The sequence below is a fragment of the Candidatus Kaistella beijingensis genome, from assembly GCF_020084865.1.
GTDB lineage: Bacteria > Bacteroidota > Bacteroidia > Flavobacteriales > Weeksellaceae > Kaistella > Kaistella beijingensis.
Window position 1 is genome coordinate 1,659,608 of record NZ_CP071953.1, and the last position, 24,615, is coordinate 1,684,222.

The following is a 24,615-nucleotide window of genomic DNA, read 5'->3' on the forward strand; positions in this document are numbered from 1 at the left end:
TTAAAATCTTGTTAAAATTAAGTAAATAGACATTGCCGTAGTGAGCAACGAAACTCCCGTAGTAAGCGTACTGATTGGATCTTTTCCGAAACCATTCAAGTTTTTAGCTCTTGTATTCAGATATATTTCATCACCATTCTGCACCCAATAATAGGGGGAATTCATTACATCTTCTCGGGTTAAATCAACTTTTGCTATCTTGATACCTTCCGGTAATTTGCGGTGAATAACTACATTCTTCCTGTCGATGGTTCTGTTGAGTCCGCCATTAATCGCAATAACCTCACTTAGATTCAGTGTGTTTTTATGAGCCACTTTTTCGCCACTAATTCCCACAGTTTCAACATCACCGATGATGTAGTAAGTAATACCATCAGTATTAAGGCGCACTTCTGATTTTCCTTCAACAAAATTTTCGTTGACTCTCTGTTGGATGTCTTGCGTAATATCTTCTATCGTTCTACCTTCAGCTTTGATATACCCAATCCCAAAAATGTTTATTTCCCCCTTCGAATCAACTTTTAAACCATTAAAGTAGATGTTTACATTACCACCTTGTCCTAATCCACCAGTAGTGCTTATTGCTCCTCCCAAACCCACTCCTACACCTGTAGAACCTGTTCCAGCCTGTGAATTTAAGGCTGAATAGAACTGTGCTGCATCTCCTTTTGGCGTAGTAACAATGTTTAAAGTAAGCATGTCGTTTTTTGTAACTCTATAAATGGGAATATTATAGGGAATTAAACCTTCATCATTAATAACCAAACTTTCATTAGGCTGCATGTAGCGTACATCTTTTGTGGTGATGCACGAAGTAAACAGTATAGATATTAGAAGAAATAAAATGGGTTTAAGTTTTTTCATCAGTATGTATGTAGGTTTGCAAAAATAATAAATAATAAATTAGCTTTCTCTGAGCTTTAGTAGGAATTTTGGGATGTAGGCTCCTATAAAACCTAGTACGATAATGATCAGAAGTAGAAGATTCACATTGATATGCCTGAAAAAATAAGCTACTGCAACAATAAAAAGGTAGTACATAATTATATAAACTGTGGATCTACGGTGCGACAAACCCAAGTCTAATAATGAATGGTGTATATGGTTTTTATCCGCGGTAAAAGGCGAGCTACCGTTGAAAAGACGTACAAGTATTACGTTCAGCGTGTCCACAATTGGTAATATGAGTATGGCCATTGCAATAGAGGGCGCCGCTTGCAGATAGTAACGGGGAACGCCCGGTAATTTTTTGTCGATAAAGATGTCGATGAAGCAAATTGCGGTAAAAGCCAATAAAAATCCCAAAATCATCGAGCCGGTATCTCCCATGAAAATTTTGCTGCTTCTGGAATTAGAAAGGTTATAATACAGAAATCCCGTAACCGAGCCAATAATAACCGCCGAAAGCACAACCAACGGATAATTATATTCGCCGAGCCTAAAATAACTTATTCCGAACAGCGCACTGCAGATGATGGAGTAACCTCCCGCCAAACCATCAATCCCATCAATCAGATTAAATGCATTGATCAAAATAATAAAGGTAAAAATGCTTATGGCAACACTAAAAAAATAGTTGAGTTCGTAAATACCGAACAAACCAAAAAAACTTCTGATCCTCACATCCGAACCGATTACCATTAAAGCTGAAACCACAATTTGTGCGAAAAGTTTCTTGTAGGCACGCATTACCACGATATCGTCCATAACACCGATATAAAGCAGTATCACGAGTGACGCGAATAAAAATTTGTAAATTTCAAATAGCTCGAAAGCGAAAACAGATGCGCATACTGCCAAAGAATAAAAAATTGCAATGCCGCCCAGATTGGGGATTTTCCTCAAATGTGAGCTTCTTGTTCCCGGCTCGTCCATCAGATTTTTTCTCCGAGAAATTTTCACGATGGTGGGGATAGAAAAAAAAGTCAGCAGGAATGAAAAAACCATTCCCAAAGTCAACTTAACCCAAAAAAGAGGGAGCCCAATATGTTCCAAAAATTCTTTAATTAAATCCATTTACCAAAGTGCATTATTGTATCTGTCCGACGTAAATCCTCCGCGATAGCCATTTCCTTTACTAAAATAGAAAAACATCGCCACAAAATAACTCATAAATCCAACATATAAAATTTGTTTTGTACGGTCGCGTACTGCATAAACCAAATTTGGCATACAAAACATCGTCACAAAAAACATGTAGGCACCGGGAAGACGCACCGCAAAAATCTCATTGGAACGGAAAAGATAAAACAAAGCCATCCCGAAAACAGCTAAATTACGCATATATTCGTACCACCAAACTTCTTCGCAACCATCTTTATCATATCGAATTAAGATGGCGATAAAAATTAATTTTACAATATCGTTCAAACCGGTCTCCACTTGGGTTCCGTAGTATCGGTCATCGAGATATCCTGTATAGGCGCCCGAAATATCGGCAGGAGTCATCGAACTGAAAAGATTGCCACCCAGTCGATATAATTCAAAAGGAGATGCAAGAAGGGACAGAATAAGCACCCAAAAAATGCGCGTTTTATTCATCGGTATCTTTACGATCCAGTACGCCGGCAAAAATATGATTGCCGTTTTATGGAATCCCAAAGCGATATACATGCAAAGCAGAAACATTAACAGGTTTCTTTCCTTGATATATTTGAAGGAGGCCACACAGATTGCAATTCCGATTCCCTGTCGCATCTGCCCCGAATCTTCAAAGAACATAATGGGCATGAAGTAAAAAAGCAACGCTAAAGTTGGAAAAGCAACATTTTTGTAAATGGCTGTAAATTTTAGACTTACCGCAATCACCGCCATCACGAAAGTGACCATGTAAAACGGCAAACCGAAATCGAAAATTATTTTGTTTAGGAGGACGAAGATCCACTCAATCTCTACGGTATTGGGACGAAAAACAGCCTTATCCCAAACATCCCCATAATTTACGTAAATAGAAAAATCCCGGAAGAGCATTTTGTAAACTGGATAATCTGCCCCAACATTAATTCGAAATCCTACTGCAATGACCACCAAAATTCCTGCAATCCAAACAAAGACGCTCTGTTTACGTTCCAACCGAAAAATCTCGTAGTAACTCGCAAATGAGAGAAAGATGAATATAACAATAAATATCGGATGTAAAATATGCATCAATAATTGTGTTTTATACGAGTTTACGAAGCAGTTTTTCCTGACCAAATAAATAGAGCAGGTAATAAATTTTTTTTCTTAACGGCAAATATAGCAGATAATTCCTTCCAAAACGTTTATACATCAATATTTCTGAAACAGAAATTTGTTTTTCGGAGATGAATTTTTTTAATTGGCCAGACATTTTTCTGTATGTTATATCATCCTTCACGAATGCCAAATATGCCAAAAACGTGTAAACCCCTTCCAAAATCTGAAAATTTTTCAGCGCTGCCTTCTGATCTGCATACTTCGAAATATTAAAGGCAACTTCCACATCTTCAACCGCTTTCAGAATATCAAGACCTTTCTCTGTATGCGTTTTGGTGATCGAATTGCTTCGTTCCAAATATTGGTAATGATTATTTTGAGTTTGTGCTACAATGGTACATTCCAGAAGCAGTTGTGGAATAAGCTGAATGTCTTCAAAGTGAACCCCCTTTTTAAAATACTTGTTGTGAAAAAGCTCACGTTTGAAAATCTTGTTGCACGCGAAATAACTGATATCCGAAAAAACAGAAAGATTATTCGCCAACTCAATTTTTTCCGGCATGTTCGGAATTTGGGTGAGTTTTTGTGTAACATTTCCATCTTCATCTACTTTCTGCAAATTACAGATTACCATTTCTGCGGAATGTTTTTTTGCGAGTTGGTACATTTCCTCAAACATCGTCTCCGACACATAATCATCACTATCCACAAATCCTACAAATTCTCCCGTTGCTTTATCCAGACCAAAATTTCTGGCATCGCTTAAACCGCCGTTTTCTTTAGAGAAAGATCTTATTATTAGCGAATATTTTTGCTGAAAATTATCAATAATTTTTTTGGAATTATCTTCACTTCCGTCGTTTACCACGATAATTTCAATTTCTGCCAAAGTTTGATTCACCAATGAATTCAGGCATTTTTCCAAATAACTTTCCACGTTGTAAACAGGAACTATTACAGAAACTTTTTTCATTATCGTTTTTTGTAGAGATAATAATCTTTCCCAATCGGGCGGATCCCGTAAATCCATCTCAAAACTTTCGGCGCATTCTGATGGATCTCCGCAATCGGGTAACTTTTTACAAATTTATAATGGTCGTCGAAATACCGATGATCTTGCGGCTTCATCTGATAATAACTTCCACCCGGTTTCGTTACGATGGTCAAAACGAAATCCGGTTCGAAATCCCGCACAGAGTTCATCCACCAATAACTTTCATCCTTTAACATTTCATCATTAATTCTTTTATTCACCAAGCCGACCTCATCATAAGTATAAAGCCCAGTGAAAAAAGGAATTTTTCCGGCAGGCTCCAGTAAAATTGATTGATGGATGCTTGTGTTTTCTCGCTGAATATCCTTTGCAATTTGCACTCGCTGCGTCTCTTCCATATAACCAATCGTGTAAGACTGAAGCAACTGAAAAAAATACAAACCAAGAAAAAATACAAAAATCGACGGAATTAAGAGCCTTTTCCTTAACGGAACAAAATTCAATAAATAATAAAGAATCACGGCAAAAAGAAAAACGCGCGGCAACCAGTAATACCAGTCGAAATAAGCCTTCATAAATGAAAACAGTGTGATCTTGGTTAAAGCAAATATAAGAATGGCGATCAAAATCACCTTCGTTCTGAAAGGTGTTTTGGATCTTTCCTTTACAATTTTGAAAGCGGCAAATCCCAAAAAGCCCAGAAAGCCAATAAAAATCAGAAAAGTCGAAAGGGAATGCATTTTAATCAAACCTCCATAATATGCCCATTGATAAAGCAAATAATCTAGATTATTGTTCGGGGTGAGATTTTTATAGGCAATTTTTTTCGCGGTAATCGTATGGTTGACCAACTCGCCAAAATACAGATAATTAAATCCTACAACACTTATTACGCCCGCAATTCCACCTAAAATAAAGGGAATATTTATTTTTCTCTTGATGAACAGATCCGCCAAAAAGAAAACTCCGAGAAAAATCGAGGTATCGATTCTCGTCCAAAGAAGCAATATCGGAAACAGAAAATACGCCCATTTTTTGACTCTAAAAATTCCGAAATAAATCAGGCCGCTGTATAGAAAAAACAGAATTCCGTATTCCATCCCGAGACATGACGCAGCCACAGCAGGCGGACTCATATTGAGCAAAAGCACAAAAAAACCACGCTTCAGAACATCGTGCGGAAACAAAATTTTCCCCAACCAAATGGAGCCGACTGCAAACAAAATGCAACTAAAAATCAGTACCGGATAAATGAACTGCTCACCAAAAATCATTTGAAAAAATGCCGAAACCAAAACATACAGGTGCGTAGTAGAAGCAGAAATTCTTTCATCTCCATTGAAACCAATAACCCCGTAATTCAGCAAATTTTTTGCGACGCGCCATGTGATAAAAGAATCCTCCTGAAGATGTTTGGTAAAAAAAATCGGAATCTTAATCAATAAGCTAAGAAGAACCAGCCAAAATGAATTTGAGAAAACTTTGGAAAAAAATTTACTCATCATCTTAAATTTTTATGCAAGACAAAGCAGAATTCCGCGAATTTATATAACGAATTTTCTCTAGATTCCAACGGGTTTTTATGTACTGGTCAATTTTCATCATTGGCGTATTTTATCGCGCAAAAATATTGTATTTTTTCTAAATTGCCGAAAACTAAAGGTTTTTAGTTTTTCAGAAACCGCCGGTCGAGATTTCCCTTCTTGGCCTCATCATATTCCATACGAGAACAAGGGATGAGGTTTTCAACTTTTTCATCATCACCAAAATAAAATAAACCACTGAAATTATCTCGTTTAAAAGCATATTGCTCGTCATCAATCAAAACCCAAAATGTCTCGAAATGTCTTTCTTTCGGATGTGATTTCTGAATGTTGATCCCTTCAATTAAATACCAAATCATTTGCGCCAAAAGTTGGTGGTTAAGGAAATAGTCGGAATTTCCATTAAAATTAAAAATCCCAACAGATTTCAAATTTTCACTCAACCCGATTTCTTTCATATAAGCGCAGATTTCGCGCCTGTTTAAGCCGTTAACTTGTGGATTGACAGAGAAACCGTCGCCCAAACTTTCCACGGCATCGCAGTTAACGGTTACCAGATCTGCCCGTCGGAAAAACGGTTCGGTTTTCTCGGTGGAGTTCATCATTTCCGCTAAACGGATGATTTCAAACTCAACGTCCTTCATCAGTTTCACGGAATCAATCTCGTTCAGATGTTTCTGATAACCAAGATGATGGTAATTTTTAATGCTGAAATTTTTGGCACTCAAAATTTTGGAAAGAAAGTTTTTCTCGGTAATTTCTTCACCATCATTCGCCAGGGAAATTATATTGGAAATCTGGGTATAATTGATGTTTTTTTGATGAAAATTTAAAGTCGAAAAAAGCGAAAAAGCCAAATCATTGCTTCCGCCAATAATCACCGGAATAGCATTCTTGTAATGGCACATCGAAAGCACTTCCTGCAAAATATAATGCGAATCTTGATGCGATTTCCCTGAAATCAAATCCCCCAAATCACAAATCGGAATCTCGAAATCGAGTTTTGAAAGACGATACAGCTCCGTTCGAACGTTTCTAAAATCCAAAATTTCCGCATCGCCGTTTTTCACACCGCGATAATCGGAACAGAAAACGAGTACAATTCCGTTTTCCTGAATTTCGTTGGAAATTAGTTTTCCAAGCTGCCATTTTTCTGTTTTAATTTCTTTTGGTGGAATGAGGATATCTTCGAGGTTCATTGTTGTTTGATTGAGTTGTAGGTCTGCAAAAACCTTTAAAACAAAAGTAGGAAAAAGCATTTAATAAAAAACCTCCAGAAAATAGAATGTTCTGAAGGCTTACAATAAGCTTTGTTAGCGCTTGGAGCGATAACAACACTCCCTATTTCTTTTTCGCGGGACTTTTCTTTGCAGCAGGTTTTTTCGCTGCAACCTTTTTCACAGCAGGTTTTTTCTTCTCAGCGAACGCCGTTTTATCCTGCGCCGTAATCCATTTTTTCACCTCATCCAAAGAAACTTGGGCTAATTCTTCAGCAGTATACTTTTCGTCTTTTTTGTTTTTAGGAATTTTAAACATTCCTTTTCCGAATTTGATGAAAGGTCCCCATCTTCCGTTTTCAATAGAGATTTTTTCTTTTTCCCATTGCTGAATGTAGCGGTTGGCTTCTTTTTCCAATTTCGCGTCAATCAGCTCGTTGATGTCGCTTTGGGAAAGATTTTCGAAATCATATTTCTTAGGAACATTCACAAAAATTGACTGATATTTGATGAACGGACCAAATCTTCCCGTTCCTTTCGTTACAGGTTCGCCTTTGTAAGTCGCAATCGGTGCATCTGCAATTTTTCTTCCGTTGATAATTTCTTCCGCACGTTGCTGATTCACAGAAAGAGGATCTTCACCTTTTGGAATCGAAATAAAAGTTTCGCCCCATTTCACATAAGGTCCAAATCTTCCAACGCCTACAGAAACCGCTTTTCCATCCACTTCTTTTAAATCAAAAGGTAATTTGAACAATTCCAATGCTTCTTCCAAAGTAATCGTTGCAATATTTTGGTTTTGCATGATGGAAGCAAAAGTTTTCTGCTCATCGTCGGCTTCTCCAATTTGAATCATCGCGCCGTAACGTCCCATTCTTGCGTAAACATTTTTACCTGTTTTCGGGTCTTTTCCGAGCAAGCGTTCTCCGGTTGCGCGGTCGGCGTTTTCTTCAACGTGCTCAATTTTTGGATGAAATTCTTTGTAAAAACTTCCCAAAACATCTTTCCATTTTTCGCCACCGTTTGCAATATGGTCGAAATCCTGCTCCACTTTTGCCGTAAATCCATAATCGAGAATTTCCGCAAAATTGTTGGTCAAAAATTCATTCACAACTTCTCCAATATCGGTTGGAACGAATTTATTTTTATCACCGCCAAATTTTTCGGTTAAAACCTCTTTCTTCAACGTTGTTTTTCCCAAAGTCATTTTCACGATTTCTCTTTCTTGCGGGAGAATCTCACGTTTATCCACATATTCACGATTTTGAATCGTCTGAATCGTCGGCGCATAAGTTGAAGGACGACCAATTCCCAATTCCTCCAATTTTTTCACCAAACCCGCTTCTGTATATCTTGCGGAAGGTTTCGTGAACTTTTCGGTAGCCTCAATCTTTTTATAGTCTAAAATTTCTCCGATTTTAACTTTTGGAAGTAATTTTTCGTTGTTTTCTTCGTCGTCATCCTCATTTTTTACGATTCCGTAGGCTTTTAAAAATCCGTCGAAAACAATCACTTCACCTTGAGCTTCAAAATGCTGCGGAAGATTTGGATTTCCGATTTCGATAACGGTTTTTTCGATTTCAGCATTCGCCATTTGCGACGCCAAAGTTCTTTTATAAATGAGTTGATAGAGTTTGTTTAACTGTGCATCACCAATTGATTTCACAGAAAAATCGGTCGGACGAATCGCTTCGTGCGCTTCCTGTGCAGATGCCGATTTCGTAGTATAATTTCTTGGTTTTGAATACTTTTCGCCAAATTCAGAAATAATTTGGGCTTTTGCTCCATTAATCGCTTCCTGCGACAAATTCACGGAATCGGTTCTCATATACGTAATGTAACCTTCCTCGTAAAGTCGCTGTGCAACGCGCATTGTGGAAGTTACGCCATAACCGAGACGATTGCTCGCTTCCTGCTGCAACGTAGAAGTTGTGAAAGGTGCAGAAGCAGAACGAGTTGCAGGCTTTTTTTCAACATTCAGAACTTTGAATTCGGTGTTTTTTGCTTGATTTAAGAAATCTTCCGCTTCATTTTCTTTGGCAAAATCTTTTTTCAGTTTCGCAGAAATATCCTGTTTTTCGGCATTTTGAAAAATTCCTTCTACTTTATAAGATGATTTCGGTTGAAAATCTCTGATTTCGTGTTCTCGCTCCACTATCAATCGAACAGCAACAGATTGAACACGACCTGCCGAAAGTCCCGTTTTTACTTTTTTCCAAAGAACGGGCGACATTTCAAAACCTACAATTCTATCCAAAATTCTTCTCGCCTGTTGCGCATTGACCAAATTTTGATCAATTTTTCTTGGATTTTCAACGGCTTTTAAAATCGCATTTTTCGTGATTTCGTGGAAAACAATTCTTTGGGAATTTTCGTCATTCAGTTTTAGTTCCTGCGCCAAATGCCACGCAATGGCCTCACCTTCGCGGTCTTCATCGGAAGCGAGCCAAACCATTTCTGCTTTTTTAACGGCGGTTTTCAGTTCGGCGACAATTTTCTTTTTATCAGCAGAAACTTCATAATCGGGCGTGAACGTCGCAAGGTCGATTCCCATTCCCTTCTTTGGCAAATCTCGGATATGTCCGAAACTCGATTTCACCTCGAAATCTTTCCCAAGATATTTCTGAATGGTCTTCGCTTTGGCAGGAGATTCTACAATCACTAAATTTTTTGACATCCTTTGAAAATTTCTGCAAAAGTAGAAGATTTTTTTTAAGTGCAAATTTTTTGATTTTTATACACCTCGGAATTTATAACGGATTTCACACATTTGAACAGATTTATTTTAGGATAGCGTTGGAATTCTTCTTCGATGAATCTTTGTTTTTCATAAAAAAAGAAGTTCTAAGAAAACTTTCTTTATCATTGTGTTTAGAAAATTTTAAATAGCATTTAACATCCTATATATATTAAGGTGTTAATTTTGCTTTACAGATTCTGATTTGCAAAACTTCATCAAAAATACCATCCAAAGCCAAATGGTTTTCTACCGATATTTCCGTAGAAAAGGATGGCGCCGTTTTTTGAAAGAAAATATTTTGGAAAGTGAAGGCAGCAATGAAACGAAAGCAAAATCCATTGCATTGGGGATTTTTATCGGCGTTTCACCGTTTTGGGGATTTCATTCTTTTTTGGCAATTACACTTTCGGTTTATTTTAAATTGAATAAACTTCTCACGTTTATGTCCTCACAAATCACGATTCCGCCGCTCATTCCCTTCATCATTTTCTTGTCAGTAATGATTGGAGCAAAGGTTTTAGGAATTGAAACTTCTTTTGAAAACATCACTTTCGATATGGATTTTGTGAAAAACAATCTGGTTTTATACATTGTCGGAAGTTTGATTTTGGCAACAGTTTCTGCCTCATTCTTTGGTTTGATTTCTTATTTTTTGATGGAAAAATTTAATCCCAAAAAGAAATAATTCCGCAACATTCTAACTTGCTTAAAACCAACATTTCCACCAAAAAACGCGCTGAATTTTCTGCAAAATTTCGTATATTCGCACACTTAAATTTTAAAGTAGAAACTGAACTCAATGAAGAAGTTTAACGAATATAAAAACCTTGATTTGACTGCTGTTGCCGAAAATGTCACCCAATTTTGGAACGCGCACGATACGTTTAAAAAATCCGTAGAAATCCGCGAAGGTGCACCTGAATTTGTATTTTACGAAGGTCCGCCTTCTGCAAACGGAATGCCCGGAATTCACCACGTAATGGCGAGAGCAATTAAGGATATTTTCTGCCGTTTTCAAACACAAAATGGTAAAAAAGTTTTTAGAAAAGCAGGTTGGGACACGCACGGTTTGCCAATTGAACTGGGTGTAGAGAAAGAATTAGGCATTACTAAAGAAGATATCGGGACTAAAATTTCTGTTGAAGATTACAACAAAGCTTGTCGTGAAGCAGTAATGCGTTATACCGATGTTTGGAACGACCTGACCGAAAAAATTGGTTATTGGGTAGATTTGGAGCATCCTTATGTGACCTACGAACCAAAATATATGGAAACCGTTTGGTGGTTGTTGAAGCAACTTTACGGCAAAAATTTGTTGTACAAAGGATATACAATTCAGCCATATTCTCCAAAAGCAGGAACCGGACTTTCCTCTCACGAATTAAATCAGCCGGGAACGTATCGCGATGTTTCGGATACAACGGTTGTTGCGCAGTTCAAGGTTAAAAAACTTTTTGAGAGATTTGCTGCAAAAATCTCAAATCAAATTAATTTGTCAGAGGCAGCACAAAATTCTTGTGGTGGAGCTTTACATTGGGAAGAATTTGATAAAAATCTCCAATCTCCAATCGCTTCGTCTCCAATCTCAATTTTGGCTTGGACGACCACTCCCTGGACTTTGCCTTCCAACACAGCGCTTGCTGTTGGTCGCGATATAGAATATGTTTTGGTAAAAACTTTTAACCAATATACTTTTGAGCCGATTAATATTATTTTGGCGAGAGTTCTTTTAGAGAAAAATTTCGGTAAAAAATATTTTGAAGGAACTGATGAAGATTTTGCGAATTATACTTCCGAAAACAAAAATATTCCTTACCTAATTCTAGCAGAATTTACTGGTGAAGATTTGGCTGGAACAAAATACGAGCAGTTGATTCCGTGGTTTTTACCTGCGGAAAATCCTGAAAAAGCTTTCCGAGTGATTGTTGGTGATTTCGTAACGACGGATGACGGCACAGGAATCGTTCACATTGCGCCAACTTTCGGTGCGGATGATGCACGAGTTGCCAAAGAAAATGGAATTCCGCCGATGTTGGTAAAAGATTCTAATGATAATTTGGTTCCGTTGGTGGATTTGACAGGAAAATTTTTGCAAGGCGAAAATGTTCCTGAACTATTCAGCGGAAAATACATCAAAAACGAATATTACGACGATTCAACTGCTCCCGAAAAATCTTGGGATGTAGAATTGGCGATCCTCTTAAAAACTGAAAACAAGGCATTTAAAGTAGAAAAGTATGTCCATAGTTATCCTCATTGTTGGAGAACGGACAAACCTGTCTTGTATTATCCTTTGGACTCCTGGTTTGTGAAAATGACTGAAAAGCGTCAACGATTGGTAGAACTGAACGAAACCATCAATTGGAAACCAAAATCTACAGGTGAAGGTCGTTTTGCCAATTGGTTGGAAAACGTGAATGACTGGAATTTATCGCGTTCAAGATATTGGGGAATTCCGCTTCCGATTTGGCGTACAGACGATTTGAAGGAGGAAAAAATCATTGGTTCTGTTGAGCAATTGTACAACGAAATTGAAAAATCGGTTGCTGCAGGTTTGATGTCCGAAAATCCTTTCAAAAATTTTGAAATTGGAAATATGTCCCAGGAAAATTACGCACAAATTGATTTACATAAAAATATTGTCGATGCAATTACATTGGTTTCCGATTCAGGAAAACCGATGAAACGCGAATCTGATTTAATTGATGTTTGGTTCGACAGCGGTTCTATGCCTTATGCGCAATTGCATTATCCTTTTGAAAACAAGCAACTTATCGACGAAAACAAAGCTTTTCCTGCCGATTTTATCGCAGAAGGGGTTGACCAAACCCGTGGTTGGTTTTACACGCTTCACGCGATTGCGACGACAGTTTTTGACTCTGTTGCCTATAAAAATGTGGTTTCAAACGGATTGGTTTTGGACAAAAACGGACAAAAAATGTCCAAGCGTCTCGGAAATGCAGTGGATCCTTTCGAAACTTTGAAAAAATACGGTCCCGACGCGACTCGTTGGTATATGATTGCCAATGCAAATCCGTGGGAAAACCTGAAATTTGATGTGGAGGGAATTGATGAGGTGCGTCGAAAATTCTTCGGAACACTTTACAACACCTATTCGTTTTTCAGTTTGTATGCAAATGTTGACGGTTTTAGTTATTCAGAAAAAGACGTTGAAAATCGTCCTGAAATTGACCGTTGGATTTTGTCTGAACTCAATATTTTGGTAAAAGAAGTTACGGAATATTACCAGGATTATGAACCCACGAAAGTGGCGAGAGCCATCAATACTTTTGTGAATGACAACTTAAGTAATTGGTATGTAAGACTTTGCAGACGCCGTTTTTGGAAAGGCGATTACACCGAAGACAAAATTTCGGCTTACCAAACTTTATACACTTGTCTTGAAACGGTTGCAAAAATTTCGGCTCCTATTGCACCATTTTTTATGGACCGATTGTATCAGGATTTAAACTCAGTGACAGGAAAAGATTCCGCAGAAAGTGTTCATTTAACGGACTTCCCGAAAGTGGATGAACGATTAATTGATTTAAATTTGGTTGAAAAAACACATTTGGCGCAAACGATTACTTCAATGGTATTTTCCTTGAGAAAGAAAGAAACTATCAAAGTTCGTCAACCGCTTCAAAAAGTGATGATTCCTGTTTTGGACAAGAAAACCGAAGAACAAATTTTGGCAGTTTCGGAACTGATTAAGCAAGAGGTGAATGTGAAAGAATTACAGTTAATCAACGCAGAAGAAGCATCACATTTGATTGTAAAACAAATCAAACCCAATTTCAAAACTTTAGGTTCAAGACTTGGAAAAGATATGAAAGCAGTCGGTTCTGAAATTCAAAATATGAACTCAGAACAAATTTCAGCGCTTGAAAAAGACGGAAAAATGATGATTGCAGGTTACGAAATCGGTTTGGAAGATGTTGAAATTTCCACCAAAGATATTCCGGGTTGGACTGTCGCAAGTGAAGGCAAAACTACAGTAGCATTAGATTTGACCATCACTGATGAACTGAAATCGGAAGGAATTGCAAGGGAATTCATTAACAGAATTCAGAATTTAAGAAAAGAAAAAGATTTTGACTTAACTGACAGAATTTCAATCCGTTTAGAAGAAGATTCTCCGTTTAAAACAGAACTTATCAACAATAACGCATATATTTCCGAGGAAGTATTGTGCAATCAGATAGAATTTGTAAATTCACTTCCAATTTTTGACGACATAGAAATTGATGAAGTGAAATTTAAAGTATTAGTAAACAAGGTTTAGAATCCCCCTGTCCCCCAAAGGGGGAAAAGCGTTAATAATTTTCGCAATTTTGGAACGCTTGCAACTCCCCTCTCCTTTGGAGAGGGGTTGGGGGAGAGGATAATAAAAATTAAAAATTATGGCAGAAGATAGACAACGTTACAGCGATGCTGATTTGCAGGAATTTAAGAAAGTGATTCAGGAAAAAATTGCGAAGGCAGAAAAAGATTTGATGCTCATCAACGAAAGTTTCCTGAACGACCAAAATAACGGAACCGACGATACTTCCCCGACTTTCAAGGCGTTTGAAGAAGGCGCAGAAACATTGAGTAAGGAACAAAACGCAATTTTGGCGGGACGTCAGGAAAAATTCCTCCGTGATTTGCGCAACGCATTAATCCGTATCGAAAATAAAACGTACGGAATTTGCCGCGTTACAGGGAAATTGATTCCAAAAGAAAGATTGATGGCTGTTCCGCATGCAACTTTGAGTATTGAGGCGAAGAATATGCAACGCTAAATTTGTACTACGTACGATGTAAAATGTACAATGTATAATGTGTTTTCAGAAAATGCATTGTACTTTGTACATTTTACTTTATACAGAAAAATCAATGAACACCATTCTTATTCTACTTGCAATCCTGGTGATTTTCGCTTACTTTTTCAGAAGAGAAATCAAAGAAAAAGTGGCTCCCAATAAGGAGAAAAATTACACGATTGACGATAAATTCAATGCTGATAAAGTTTCCCGACAAAAAGAAATCGACCAACTTTTAAGCAAAATCGGAAAAAACGGTTTGGATGATTTGTCGGAAAAGGACAGAAAAAGATTGGATGAATTGTCGAAAATGTAGTTTAGACTTTTAGAAAAAAGAGTAAAGAAAAAAGACGAATGCAACTCGTCATAAAAATCAAAAAAATGGAATCACTCATCGTTCACCCAAAAAACCAAATGGAACTGAATGCGCTGAAAAGCACATTGAAGGAAATGGGAATAAAATTTGAAAAATTTCACACCAGAAACGCCAAAACCGAGACGAAACCAGTTGTGAAAAAAGAAAACAAACCTAAAAAATAATTTCAGAAACGAGATTTCAGACATCATAAATCAGACCTTTTCGTCTGATATCTGACATCTGACATCTGACATCTATACTATGAAAAAAATCGCACTCATCACCTTCATCATACTTTTAATCGACCAAGTTTCAAAATTTTATATCAAAACACATTTCCAATTGGGAGAAAGCGTTCCCGTTTTCGGACAGGATTGGTTTCGACTGACTTTCGTGGAAAATCCGGGAATGGCTTATGGTTTTCATTTCGGCGGATTGATTGGGAAATATTTCCTCGTTATCGTGCGAATATTTCTGATTGGAGGAATGGTTTACATTTTTAATAAATGGCTGAAAGAAGGAAGAACAACCAATTATCTGCTCATTCCAATGGCGATGATTTTTGCCGGAGCCATCGGAAATTTAATCGACGGAATGTTTTACGGACTCATTTTCGACAGCGGAACTGTTTACGACGAAGGCATCAATCGTTGGATTGAATATGGCGGTGTTTCGAAAGTGGTTTCTTTTGGTGAAGGTTATTCGCATTTTATGAAAGGTTGCGTAGTTGACATGCTTCATTTTCCGTTGGTGGATTGGAATGTTCCCGAAAGCTTCCCCATTATCGGGGGAAAACACATTGAGTTTTTCAAATACATTTTCAACGTGGCAGATTCTGCGATTACAGTTGGAGCGGCTTTATTGCTAATTTTCAGAAAGAAGGCTTTCCCGAACGGATTGGATTTTTAAAGTATCATTATTTTGAAGGTATCCGTCATCATACCCGTTTATAATGCCGAAAAATATGTCGCTCAAGCCGTAGAATCTGCCTTACAATTTGACGAAGTTTCGGAAGTGATTTTGGTAGAAGATAAATCGCCGGATAACGCTTTGGAAGTTTGTAAAAAGTTGGCGGAAAAATACGATCGCGTTCAACTTTTCCAACATGCAGACAAAGGCAATCACGGAGCTGGACCCACAAGAAATTTAGGCCTGGAAAAAGCAACAGGCGACTTCATCGCATTTTTGGATGCAGATGATTATTACTTGCCAAATCGTTTCGACGCCGAAAAAGAGCTCTTCAAAAATCCGGAAGTAGAAGGAGTTTATGGAGCTTTAGGAGTTCATTATTACTCGGAAAAAGCGAAAGAGCAGAATTATCCAATTTTTGGAGATCGGTTAACAACCGTGTATAAAATCCATCCTCCGGAAAATGTTTTTCGCGGGCAATTGGGAATGCTCGGAAGTTTCGGCTTGTTCAGTATTGATTGTTTGACCATTCGGAAATCGGCTTTGGATCAAAAATTATCGCCTTTTTTCAAAACCAATTTACGTTTGCATCAAGACACGGAATTTTTATTCCGTCTTTCCTATTACTTGAAACTTTACCCGGGAATTTTGGAGAAGCCGGTTGCTGTTCGCGGCGTGCATGAAGAAAACCGAATTACCAAAGTGGATTCTAAGAAAATAAAACCTTCTACCACAAAGGTTTTGCTTTGGAAAGAAATTGAAAAATGGGCAGAAAACGAACCTGCAATTCCGAGTGACATCAAACTTCACATCCAAAGAATGCATCGGAGTTTTGAAATTGCAAATGCTTCTTCTGTTAAAAAATGGGGAATGATTTTGAAGTATCTGATCACGGATTTTCAGAGTATTCGGTCGGGATTGTACAATGTTAACTTTAGGAAAGACTTTAGATAAGGAATGGCTCGTAAAGATTTACATTGGCTCTTAATTCCTTTTTTGGTCATTATCAGTTCATTTCTAGGAATTTGGTTTAACCCCAGTTTTGGAGTCAGTACAGACAGTCGGTATTATTTCAAAATTGCAGAAAACTTACCCAAGATTAGCGAGAGCACTTTTCCAATCTTCTATCCATTGATTCTGAAGGTATTCAACCTCGTGTTTGATGACTTTTTGATTACTTCTAAAGTTGTACCTTTCATTTCTATTGTTTTTATTTATCTATTTACGTGGAAGAAGAATTTCTTCTGGAAGGAATTTTGGTTCATATTTTCATTGCCCAGTTTGGTATTCTGCTACTTTTGGTCTTGGTCGGAAACTGTTTTTTTGGTGCTTCTGCTACTGTTTGTGTATTTTAACCATCGATTTCTGGAAGAAAAAAAAGAATCCAGCTACGTTATAATCAACACCTTAGTTCTGTTTTTACTTTTCCTGACGAAATATTCAGCTCTTTTTGTTGTATTTGGATATACAGTCTTCTCAATCCTTCAATGGTTACAAAATCGACAAATTGGAACTAGAATGCTGATTTCTGCTATAATCATTTGCATTCTAGTTCTCTTATATTTATTTTTTAATTATTTTCAAACGGGGTATTTCACCGGTCCACGAGGAGCTCCAGATTTTGGCAAAAAAAATATCACCTATTCTATTTTTAATGTTTTTTACTCCACAAATCCAATTATTCACACCAGAAGTTTCCTTGGGCTAAAAGTGAATTATTTTGCTTTGTTTTTGATTACCGCAGCTTTGCATCTCGCAATTTGGATCTTCTTTGAAAAGAAAAAATTAAAGATTAAGTCAATCAGCTGGCTACTAATAACTTGCTCATTATCTTTTTTAACGTTCACTATCATTTCCTATTTCACTACGAATATTGATGATTTGGGAGCAAGGCTTCTACTGCCATTTGTATTTCTGTATTATGTAACGATTGTTTTTATCAAAGGGAATTTTAATAAAATTAACACTTACCTGTTTTACATTGCATTGAGTTCGATAATCATCAACTTATTAAACCTAGCGAAAATATTCGCTTAATATAGTGTTCTGAAATGTAGATTTGGTAAAAGTGAACCAATATGCAGCATAAAATGTTGCAATTTTATGTGAAAAGAGTTTATTTAAGGTTTAAAATAAGTCTGTAAACTATCGTTCAACATTTTGGTAAATTCCCTGCCCGAATCTTTTTGAAGATGATTCCCATCAAGATAATTAAAGGCATCTCCCGAATCACTAAAATCAATAAATTTTACACCATTTAAAGTAGCAATTTGCTTCATCAAACCATTAAACTCCGGTGAATAACGTTCTTCAATCTGATGCATTGCAGTGCTTTGGGGCAAACGAACTAAAATTACTTTACCGTGATCTTTCAAGAAAGCAATCATTTCATTAAGGCGTGAAATCCGATTTTGTGAAACGCCATATTCTTTTGCGTAGGAACGGTACGAAGACAGCTTTTCCTCCACATTTTTTTGATACTCTTTTTCCGAATTAAAGGTGATGTTCAGTTCCAGCCAACCGTCATTGTTCAAATACATTTTACCTTTGTATTTAGAATCTCTCGTTGAATAAATATTAAACCAGCTTTTATGATAATTTGTAAGCAGATAGTCATAATTCGGGTTAAGATTGAAGAAATGTAATTTACCAAGCATCCCTTTTTTTTCAGGTTCTGAATGCAGGTCGTTCTTGTGATTAGAAACACTCCATGGATCAACGGTAATGATGAAATTTCCGGCTTTTGTGTCGGGCTTTATTTTTTCCTGAACTGCTTTCAAATAAGTTTCGCCATACGGTGAATCAAAAATTGTAAAAGAAAAATTGTAGAAGTTTTCACCATTCAGCGACTTTAGGTATGTTGGTTGAACTCCTTGTGCCGCGCGCGAATTTCCTAAAATGAGGTTGCTCTGCTTGGGGGATGTAAATCTTCGATAGAAAGTATCGGTGTTTCCACCCGCAAAACTTCCCAGAAATAAATGAAGGGCAATAACAGGGACTAGCCAAACGAGCATTTTCAACAAAACTTTTTCATTATTTAAAATTGAAAATAAATAAATTCGTTACTGCCAAAATTGGCATATCTGATGATGAGATAAATCACTGCCGCATAAATAAATCTTCGAAGCCAAACATGATATCGTTCAACTTCCAAACCGTGCTCCTGTGTTCGGTTGAACCACTCCAAAATCAGCATTACCCCAATCAAGAAAAATTCTTTAAACGGCAAAGATTTCGGAATGGTAAATAAACTTTCGCTGAAAATATTTCTGATGTAAGCTAAAGCTGAAGTCATATTTTCGGCACGGAAAAAAATCCACGCGAAACAGGTTAAAGCAAATGTAAGTAGTATGCTAAAGGCATCTCTAAAAGTTGGAATGAGTTTTCCCATTGCCACGGTTTCCAAATGGTGCCGGTTTTTTTCGCGGATCAGCAGCGGCAGAAAAAACAAGGCGTTTAGTCCGCCCCAGACAATAAACGTCCAGTTTGCACCATGCCAAAACCCACTCACTAGAAAAATGATGAAAGTGTTTCTAATTTTCATCCACATTCCACCCTTACTTCCGCCGAGAGGAATATAGAGGTAATCACGAAACCAAGATGACAGCGAAATATGCCACCTTCTCCAAAATTCGGCAATATCTCTTGAGAAATAGGGATATGCAAAATTTCGTAGTAACCGAATTCCAAATAGTCTCGAAGTTCCCAAAGCAATATCAGAATATCCCGAAAAATCCCCATAAATCTGGAACGCAAAAAGTACTGCGCCCATTACAAGGCGACTTGCAGGTTCATGCTCGTAATTTGAAAATATTTCATTGACGATGGGCGCACAATTGTCTGCGATGACCATCTTCTTAAACAGTCCCCACAAAATCTGTCGCATTCCATCGGCTGCATCTTCGTATTTAAAAAACCGGGGCGTCTTCACTTGTGGTAATAAGTGCGTTGCTCTTTCGATAGGACCTGCAACCAAAAGAGGAAAATAGCTGACAAAGAGAGCGTATTCAAAAAAAGACTTCTCCGCTGCGATTCTTTTCTTGTACACATCAATAATATAGGAAAGTCCGTGAAATGTATAGAATGAAATTCCCACCGGTAAAATAATCTGCAAAGTCCAAACGCTTACCTTAAAGCCAAACCCCGCCAATAATTCCGCAAAACTTTCAGCGAAAAAATTGTAGTATTTGAAAAACCCGAGAAATCCAAGATTAATACCGATGCTTAAAGTAAGCCAGAATTTGGCTGAAGATTTCGTGCTGCTTTTTTCAATTTTCAATCCAGAAACGTAATCCAGGACTATGGAAAACATGAGCAGGAACAGAAACCGCCAATCCCAACAAGCATAGAAGAAAAAGCTCGCAGCCAAAAGCATGATATTCTGCAAACGGAATTTGTTTCGGAAAACAAACCAGTACAGAAAAAAAACTATCGGTAAAAAAATGGCAAAACTGATCGAGTTAAAAAGCATAAATTTTCTACTGGTTCTTGATGAAAATCCCCACAAATTTACCCTCGAAATCTACAATCGTAGGATCGATCTTCATTTTTTCGCAAAAATCTTGAAATGCGGAATTATCGTTAATATCGTCGCTGATAAAAACACCGCCATTTCTTAAATGGGAGAAAAGTTGATGATATGCCCAACTCATTCCTTCATAGGCTTTGTCTGAATCATAGTGCACCACATCAAAAATTTCATTCTCCTTGAAAATCTTCGGCAGTGATTCCCGATCAGCAAACCGGAAAAGCTTCCAATTCATTTTTATATTATTTGGAACGATATAACCTACAAACTCATCACCATCCTGACCTAAATACGGCATGTCGGAACTGTATAAATTCCCGTTTCTTTGATGCAACGAAAGCAGTGCTGCAAACGAAGACCAACCATAAGCGACACCAGTTTCCAAAACATTCTGTGCGTTGGTAAATTCACAGGAATAATAAATAAGTTCCAAAGCTCCCGCTCCACCCATTTTAATGGGACATTCCCTTTCTTTCTGTTGTGCGGTTTTTAATTCAGTTGGAAATAATTCTTCAAACGATTTCGCATTCATCCCAAAAAGTTTGTAAATCGCTTCTGATTGCGAAACCGCTTTTGAGGAAGCCCAGCTCAATGTTTTTTCCTTTCCCTTGAATGCGCTTTTTCTGTTAAAAATATTCTTGATGATTTTTCTGCCTAATTCGGGATAAAGATCCGGTCTTCGAAGATAGGCTGTAAAAGTTTTGGCAACCCTTAAAAATTCGCTCACTGTGTTTTATTTGTCGCAAAAATAACAAAGTCTTTTGATTTAAAGCTAGAATTTTACTGTTTATATTGAATAATTGACAGTTTTACAATCTTTGATAATCTTCAAATTGCTTGTCAAAACATAATTCAAACTCGGTGGTACGCGAATCATCATTAAAAAAAGATACAAATCTGGGATCCAATGTTTTTAAATACGATTCACTGTCGATATTTCTTATACTTGGATGGAGCATAATTTCAACAACATCATAACTTTTGCTTTCTTTCAAAAACTTGAACAGGTTACCTGTTCTAATGTCGCAAGTATTTAACATGCAGTAAAAACCTACATTTTTATCGTCCTGATTGAAAAGAGAAAGCGTTTTCAAAAGTAACAATTTCACCACATTGCTTAAATTGGTTGTAGAACCGTTGAATTTAATACTTTCAAAAAGATTTTCATTAATTTCCCGAACCCGTTCTATCTTATGTTTTTCTGCGAGTTTACGAACGATTTTATTGATGGAGGGAATTATGTGTACGTGCTCATGCCCATCAATATGTGATATTTTAATTCCGCTTTCTTTGATTTTCAGGATTTGGTGTTCGATCTCTTCTTCTAAAGACTTAAGCACTTTTGGAGTTTTTTTTAAAAAAAGTAATTTTACGAAAGTCCAATCAAGTTTTCCGTTTTTGGCGAGAACGTTTTCTTTAAAAATCGCTTTTCCGCAGGTTAAGGTAACGTGCACCCCAATTTTTAAATCTTTGAACTTTGGGACGAGTTGAATTGCGTCCTCAAAATATTCGGTATTCGCCATCAAACTTGCATGCGTTAAATATCCATCAGTATTCGCTTTGAGGATTGCCTGGTTTACTCCTAAAGAAAACCCCAAATCATCGGCATTAATAATTATTTTTTTTTCCATGAAAAAGTCAGGCTAAGCTAATTTCAGAAATCTATTCGGTAAGAAACCCTAAAACGGGCCCAAAATTAACCCATAAAATCTATTTTTAAAAAAGCGGTTATATTTGTGCAAATTTAGCAAATAAGACCATTTAATGAAATTCTCCATCCTCATTGCGAATTACAACAACGGTAAGTTTTTTCAGGACTGCTATAAAAGCATCTTGCAACAAACCTATCAAAATTGGGAGGTCGTGATTTTGGATGATGCCTCAACTGATAATTCTGTTGAAGTGATCAAAAATATAATCCAAAATGATTCCCGTTTTCGTTGGTATGAAAATGAAAAAAATGAAGGTGTTGGTTTTACAAAAGGAAAGTTAATTGAACTTGCAGAAGGCGAAATTTGCGGATATCTGGATCCAGATGATGCCATTCTGCCCAATGCAGTGAGCGCATCCATCCAAGTTTTTCAGAAAAAAAAGGACGCAGTTCTCACCTATTCTCGCTTGGCGAAATGTGATGTAAACTTGAAGCCAATTTCAGAATTTAAAGCTGCAATGCAGGTTCCTAATGGTAATATGAACTGGTTTAACTGTCCCGTTCAAATTGCGCCTTTCGTAGGTTTCAAAAAAGCGGTTTATGAGACCTGTGAAAAGATGAATCCAGATTTGAAAATTGCGGAAGATCAAGATTTGTACTTTAAAATGTACGAAAAAGGCAACGTATATTTTATTGATCAAACCGATTATCTTTATCGGGCGCATGCAGGTGGAATTTCACAAAACGACAACAAGCAGAAATCCTATGAATATTTTTCTAAAGCCATTTTTCTTGCAATGAAGCGGAGAAATTTAAAGACGATCAAAGGAAAGAAAGTTCCGGAAACGTATAAAAATTCGCGGGAAATATTTGATTTACTTGAATATCAAAATTCATTTCCACATCGGGTTTTAAAGAAGCTGAAGGTTATTTTTCAACAAGTTTTTTAAGATGTCTGAAGAGAAAAAAATAAAAATCCTTTTCCGCCACCGCTCCATGGAAATGGGCGGCGTGGAAAAAGTGATGCTGAGCTTGATGAATAACCTCGACCGGGAAAAATTCGAGATGACGGTTTGTCTAAACTTAAATCAGGGCGAACTTCGAGACGAATTTCCTTCGCATGTGAGAAAAGTTTATTTGACCGATGGGAAAGAGGATTTTTCCAAAAATAAAATCATCCAAAAAATTCAACTGTTCCAGAGACGGCAGAAATTAGAAAAACTTCGGAAAAATCCTGAAATCGTTGACAGAGAATATTTGAAGGAAAACTACGACATCGAAATCGGAATGACCTACAACGATTTTGAACCCGTTCTGAATTCATCAAATAGAAATTCAAAGAAAGTGGGCTGGTTTCACTCGGAAATTCAAGTGCCGAAATTGCAACCTTTGGTTCCAAAAATTTTGGAGCATTTTCCACAGTTTCACTACATGATTTACTGTTCGGAAAAAATCAAAAATTTAATGCACGAACATTACCCGAATCTAAATTATCCCACAGAAAGCGTGATCATCAACGCGATTCCCATTGAGGAAATCAAACAAAAAGCCAATGCTGATTTCCTATTGCCGAATGCTGAAAGCAAAATTTTCGTTTCCGTTGGCCGACTTCACACCAGAAAAGGTTACCACAAATTGATGGACGCGCACAAAAAATTGCTGAACGAAGGTTTTCAACATACGGTCATCATCATCGGTGACGGCGAAGAATTGCCGAATCTTTTGGAACAGCAAAAGAATTTGGGCGTTGAAAAATCATTTGTCTTTGCTGGAAATCAGATGAATCCGTATCCTTTCATCAAGAATGCAGATTTCTTCATCATGCCCTCGGAATCTGAAGCATGGCCTTTAGTTATTGCAGAAGCTTTAATTTTGCAAAAACCAATTATTGCGACAAAAGTAGGCGATGTAGAATCGATGATAGAAGACCGAAAAACTGGCTATTTAATTGATTACGACACCAATGAAATTTACGTTGCAATGAAAGAGTTTCTAACCAACGAAAAATTGGTTTCAGACCTCCGCGAAAACCTAATAGCTATTGAAAAACAGTTTGATAACAAGAAAATTTTTGATGAAGTGGAAGAGATTTTCGTCAATCTTCTGAAGTAGTTCGCTTGCTTTTATAAACCTTCGTCTTTTTATATTCGTGAGGAAGATTTTCTTTCAACCATTGATTTAGAGCGGTTTTATCTTTTTCTAATTCTCGAGGATACATTGTGTTTTGGTCTAAAAGTGATTCCGCATATTGTTCCACTGAACAAACGAAGCGCGCAGGATTTCCAGAAAACACAGAATTATCGGGCATTGAATGCGTAAGAACCGAACTCGATCCCAAAATGCAGTTGTCGCCAATTTCCACATCTTGCTGAATGACGCAATTGGAACCGATCGTACAGTTTTTTCCTACTTTAATTCTCCCAAAAATTCGCACATCTTCAAATCCTGGAATTCGGCGCAAAGTCATGGTTGTTCCACCGTGATTCACAAAACGGGTTCCGCCCGCAATTTGGGTTTGGTCGCCAATTTCGATGAGAAACGGTTCTGAACCAAAATAAACACGTTCGAAAATCTTCACGCCTTTTCCCAGCTTCATTCCCTGAAGTTCGCAAACTTTGATGTACACCTTCATATAGAGTTTTTCCCAAAGCGTAAAAAAAGCGAGTGCAAGTCGGTAGAAAAAATACATAGC

Annotated in this window: 21 protein-coding genes; 9 read left to right on the forward strand and 12 right to left on the reverse strand. The window is 37.2% G+C overall.

Going from position 1 to position 24,615, the window contains the following annotated elements; all coding sequences use genetic code 11:
- From J4771_RS07745 to topA, 7 genes are all read right to left on the reverse strand, one after another.
- Complete coding sequence (locus J4771_RS07745) at positions 1-864, reverse strand: polysaccharide biosynthesis/export family protein (RefSeq protein ID WP_224134395.1); 864 nt, start codon at positions 862-864, stop codon at positions 1-3.
- Between the two features lie 39 nt (positions 865-903).
- Positions 904-2,016 (reverse strand): glycosyltransferase family 4 protein, encoded by a 1,113-nt coding sequence (locus J4771_RS07750; RefSeq protein WP_224134396.1) that lies wholly within the window; start codon positions 2,014-2,016, stop codon positions 904-906.
- Entirely contained in the window at positions 2,017-3,072 is a 1,056-nt protein-coding gene (locus J4771_RS07755) for an EpsG family protein (RefSeq protein ID WP_224134397.1), read from the reverse strand.
- Between the two features lie 88 nt (positions 3,073-3,160).
- Positions 3,161-4,150: a glycosyltransferase gene (locus tag J4771_RS07760; protein WP_224134398.1), complete on the reverse strand. Its 990-nt coding sequence runs from the start codon at positions 4,148-4,150 to the stop codon at positions 3,161-3,163.
- A complete protein-coding gene (locus J4771_RS07765; RefSeq protein WP_224134399.1) occupies positions 4,150-5,673 on the reverse strand; it encodes a hypothetical protein in 1,524 nt (507 codons plus the stop codon). The genes J4771_RS07760 and J4771_RS07765 overlap by 1 nt, the downstream gene beginning before the upstream one ends.
- Before the next feature lie 164 nt (positions 5,674-5,837).
- A complete protein-coding gene (locus J4771_RS07770; protein ID WP_224134400.1) occupies positions 5,838-6,914 on the reverse strand; it encodes a formimidoylglutamase in 1,077 nt (358 codons plus the stop codon).
- Between the two features lie 142 nt (positions 6,915-7,056).
- Entirely contained in the window at positions 7,057-9,609 is a 2,553-nt protein-coding gene (topA, locus tag J4771_RS07775) for a type I DNA topoisomerase (protein WP_224134401.1), read from the reverse strand.
- Between the two features lie 265 nt (positions 9,610-9,874).
- Between topA and J4771_RS07780 the strand changes: the two genes are divergently transcribed.
- The 7 genes from J4771_RS07780 to J4771_RS07810 all read left to right on the forward strand — a co-directional run bounded on the left by J4771_RS07780 (position 9,875) and on the right by J4771_RS07810 (position 16,698).
- A complete protein-coding gene (locus J4771_RS07780) occupies positions 9,875-10,357 on the forward strand; it encodes a DUF2062 domain-containing protein (RefSeq protein WP_224134402.1) in 483 nt (160 codons plus the stop codon).
- Between the two features lie 114 nt (positions 10,358-10,471).
- Positions 10,472-13,957, forward strand: coding sequence for an isoleucine--tRNA ligase (gene ileS, locus J4771_RS07785; protein ID WP_224134403.1), 3,486 nt, complete (start codon positions 10,472-10,474; stop codon positions 13,955-13,957).
- A 118-nt stretch (positions 13,958-14,075) separates the two neighbouring features.
- A complete protein-coding gene (locus tag J4771_RS07790; protein WP_224134404.1) occupies positions 14,076-14,456 on the forward strand; it encodes a TraR/DksA family transcriptional regulator in 381 nt (126 codons plus the stop codon).
- A gap of 94 nt (positions 14,457-14,550) precedes the next feature.
- Positions 14,551-14,793, forward strand: coding sequence for a DUF6576 domain-containing protein (locus J4771_RS07795; RefSeq protein WP_224134405.1), 243 nt, complete (start codon positions 14,551-14,553; stop codon positions 14,791-14,793).
- A gap of 65 nt (positions 14,794-14,858) precedes the next feature.
- Entirely contained in the window at positions 14,859-15,017 is a 159-nt protein-coding gene (locus tag J4771_RS07800) for a DUF2683 family protein (RefSeq protein WP_224134406.1), read from the forward strand.
- Between the two features lie 79 nt (positions 15,018-15,096).
- The gene (locus J4771_RS07805; RefSeq protein WP_224134407.1) at positions 15,097-15,744 is read left to right on the forward strand and encodes a lipoprotein signal peptidase; all 648 of its coding nucleotides are present in this window, start codon (positions 15,097-15,099) and stop codon (positions 15,742-15,744) included.
- A 12-nt stretch (positions 15,745-15,756) separates the two neighbouring features.
- On the forward strand, positions 15,757-16,698 hold the full coding sequence (locus tag J4771_RS07810) for a glycosyltransferase family 2 protein (protein WP_224134408.1): 942 nt from the start codon (positions 15,757-15,759) through the stop codon (positions 16,696-16,698).
- Positions 16,699-17,864: 1,166 nt separating this feature from the next.
- Here the strand turns inward: J4771_RS07810 and J4771_RS07815 are convergent.
- The 4 genes from J4771_RS07815 to J4771_RS07830 all read right to left on the reverse strand — a co-directional run bounded on the left by J4771_RS07815 (position 17,865) and on the right by J4771_RS07830 (position 21,903).
- Complete coding sequence (locus tag J4771_RS07815; RefSeq protein ID WP_224134409.1) at positions 17,865-18,758, reverse strand: hypothetical protein; 894 nt, start codon at positions 18,756-18,758, stop codon at positions 17,865-17,867.
- Positions 18,759-18,781: 23 nt separating this feature from the next.
- Positions 18,782-20,215 carry an MBOAT family O-acyltransferase gene (locus tag J4771_RS07820; protein ID WP_224134410.1) on the reverse strand — a complete coding sequence of 478 codons (1,434 nt, stop codon included), beginning with the start codon at positions 20,213-20,215 and terminating at the stop codon, positions 18,782-18,784.
- 7 nt (positions 20,216-20,222) lie between these two features.
- Entirely contained in the window at positions 20,223-20,999 is a 777-nt protein-coding gene (locus J4771_RS07825) for a class I SAM-dependent methyltransferase (RefSeq protein WP_224134411.1), read from the reverse strand.
- 82 nt (positions 21,000-21,081) lie between these two features.
- A complete protein-coding gene (locus J4771_RS07830; protein WP_224134412.1) occupies positions 21,082-21,903 on the reverse strand; it encodes a carbohydrate deacetylase in 822 nt (273 codons plus the stop codon).
- 133 nt (positions 21,904-22,036) lie between these two features.
- Here J4771_RS07830 and J4771_RS07835 point away from each other — a divergent pair, with 133 nt between their 5' ends.
- A complete protein-coding gene (locus J4771_RS07835; RefSeq protein ID WP_224134413.1) occupies positions 22,037-22,873 on the forward strand; it encodes a glycosyltransferase family 2 protein in 837 nt (278 codons plus the stop codon).
- Position 22,874: 1 nt separating this feature from the next.
- Complete coding sequence (locus tag J4771_RS07840) at positions 22,875-24,035, forward strand: glycosyltransferase (RefSeq protein WP_224134414.1); 1,161 nt, start codon at positions 22,875-22,877, stop codon at positions 24,033-24,035.
- On the opposite strand, the gene J4771_RS07845 is transcribed toward J4771_RS07840, so the two are convergent.
- A complete protein-coding gene (locus J4771_RS07845) occupies positions 24,019-24,612 on the reverse strand; it encodes a DapH/DapD/GlmU-related protein (protein WP_224134415.1) in 594 nt (197 codons plus the stop codon). The two genes, J4771_RS07840 and J4771_RS07845, sit on opposite strands and share 17 nt — an antisense overlap.
- Between the last annotated feature and the right edge of the window lie 3 nt (positions 24,613-24,615).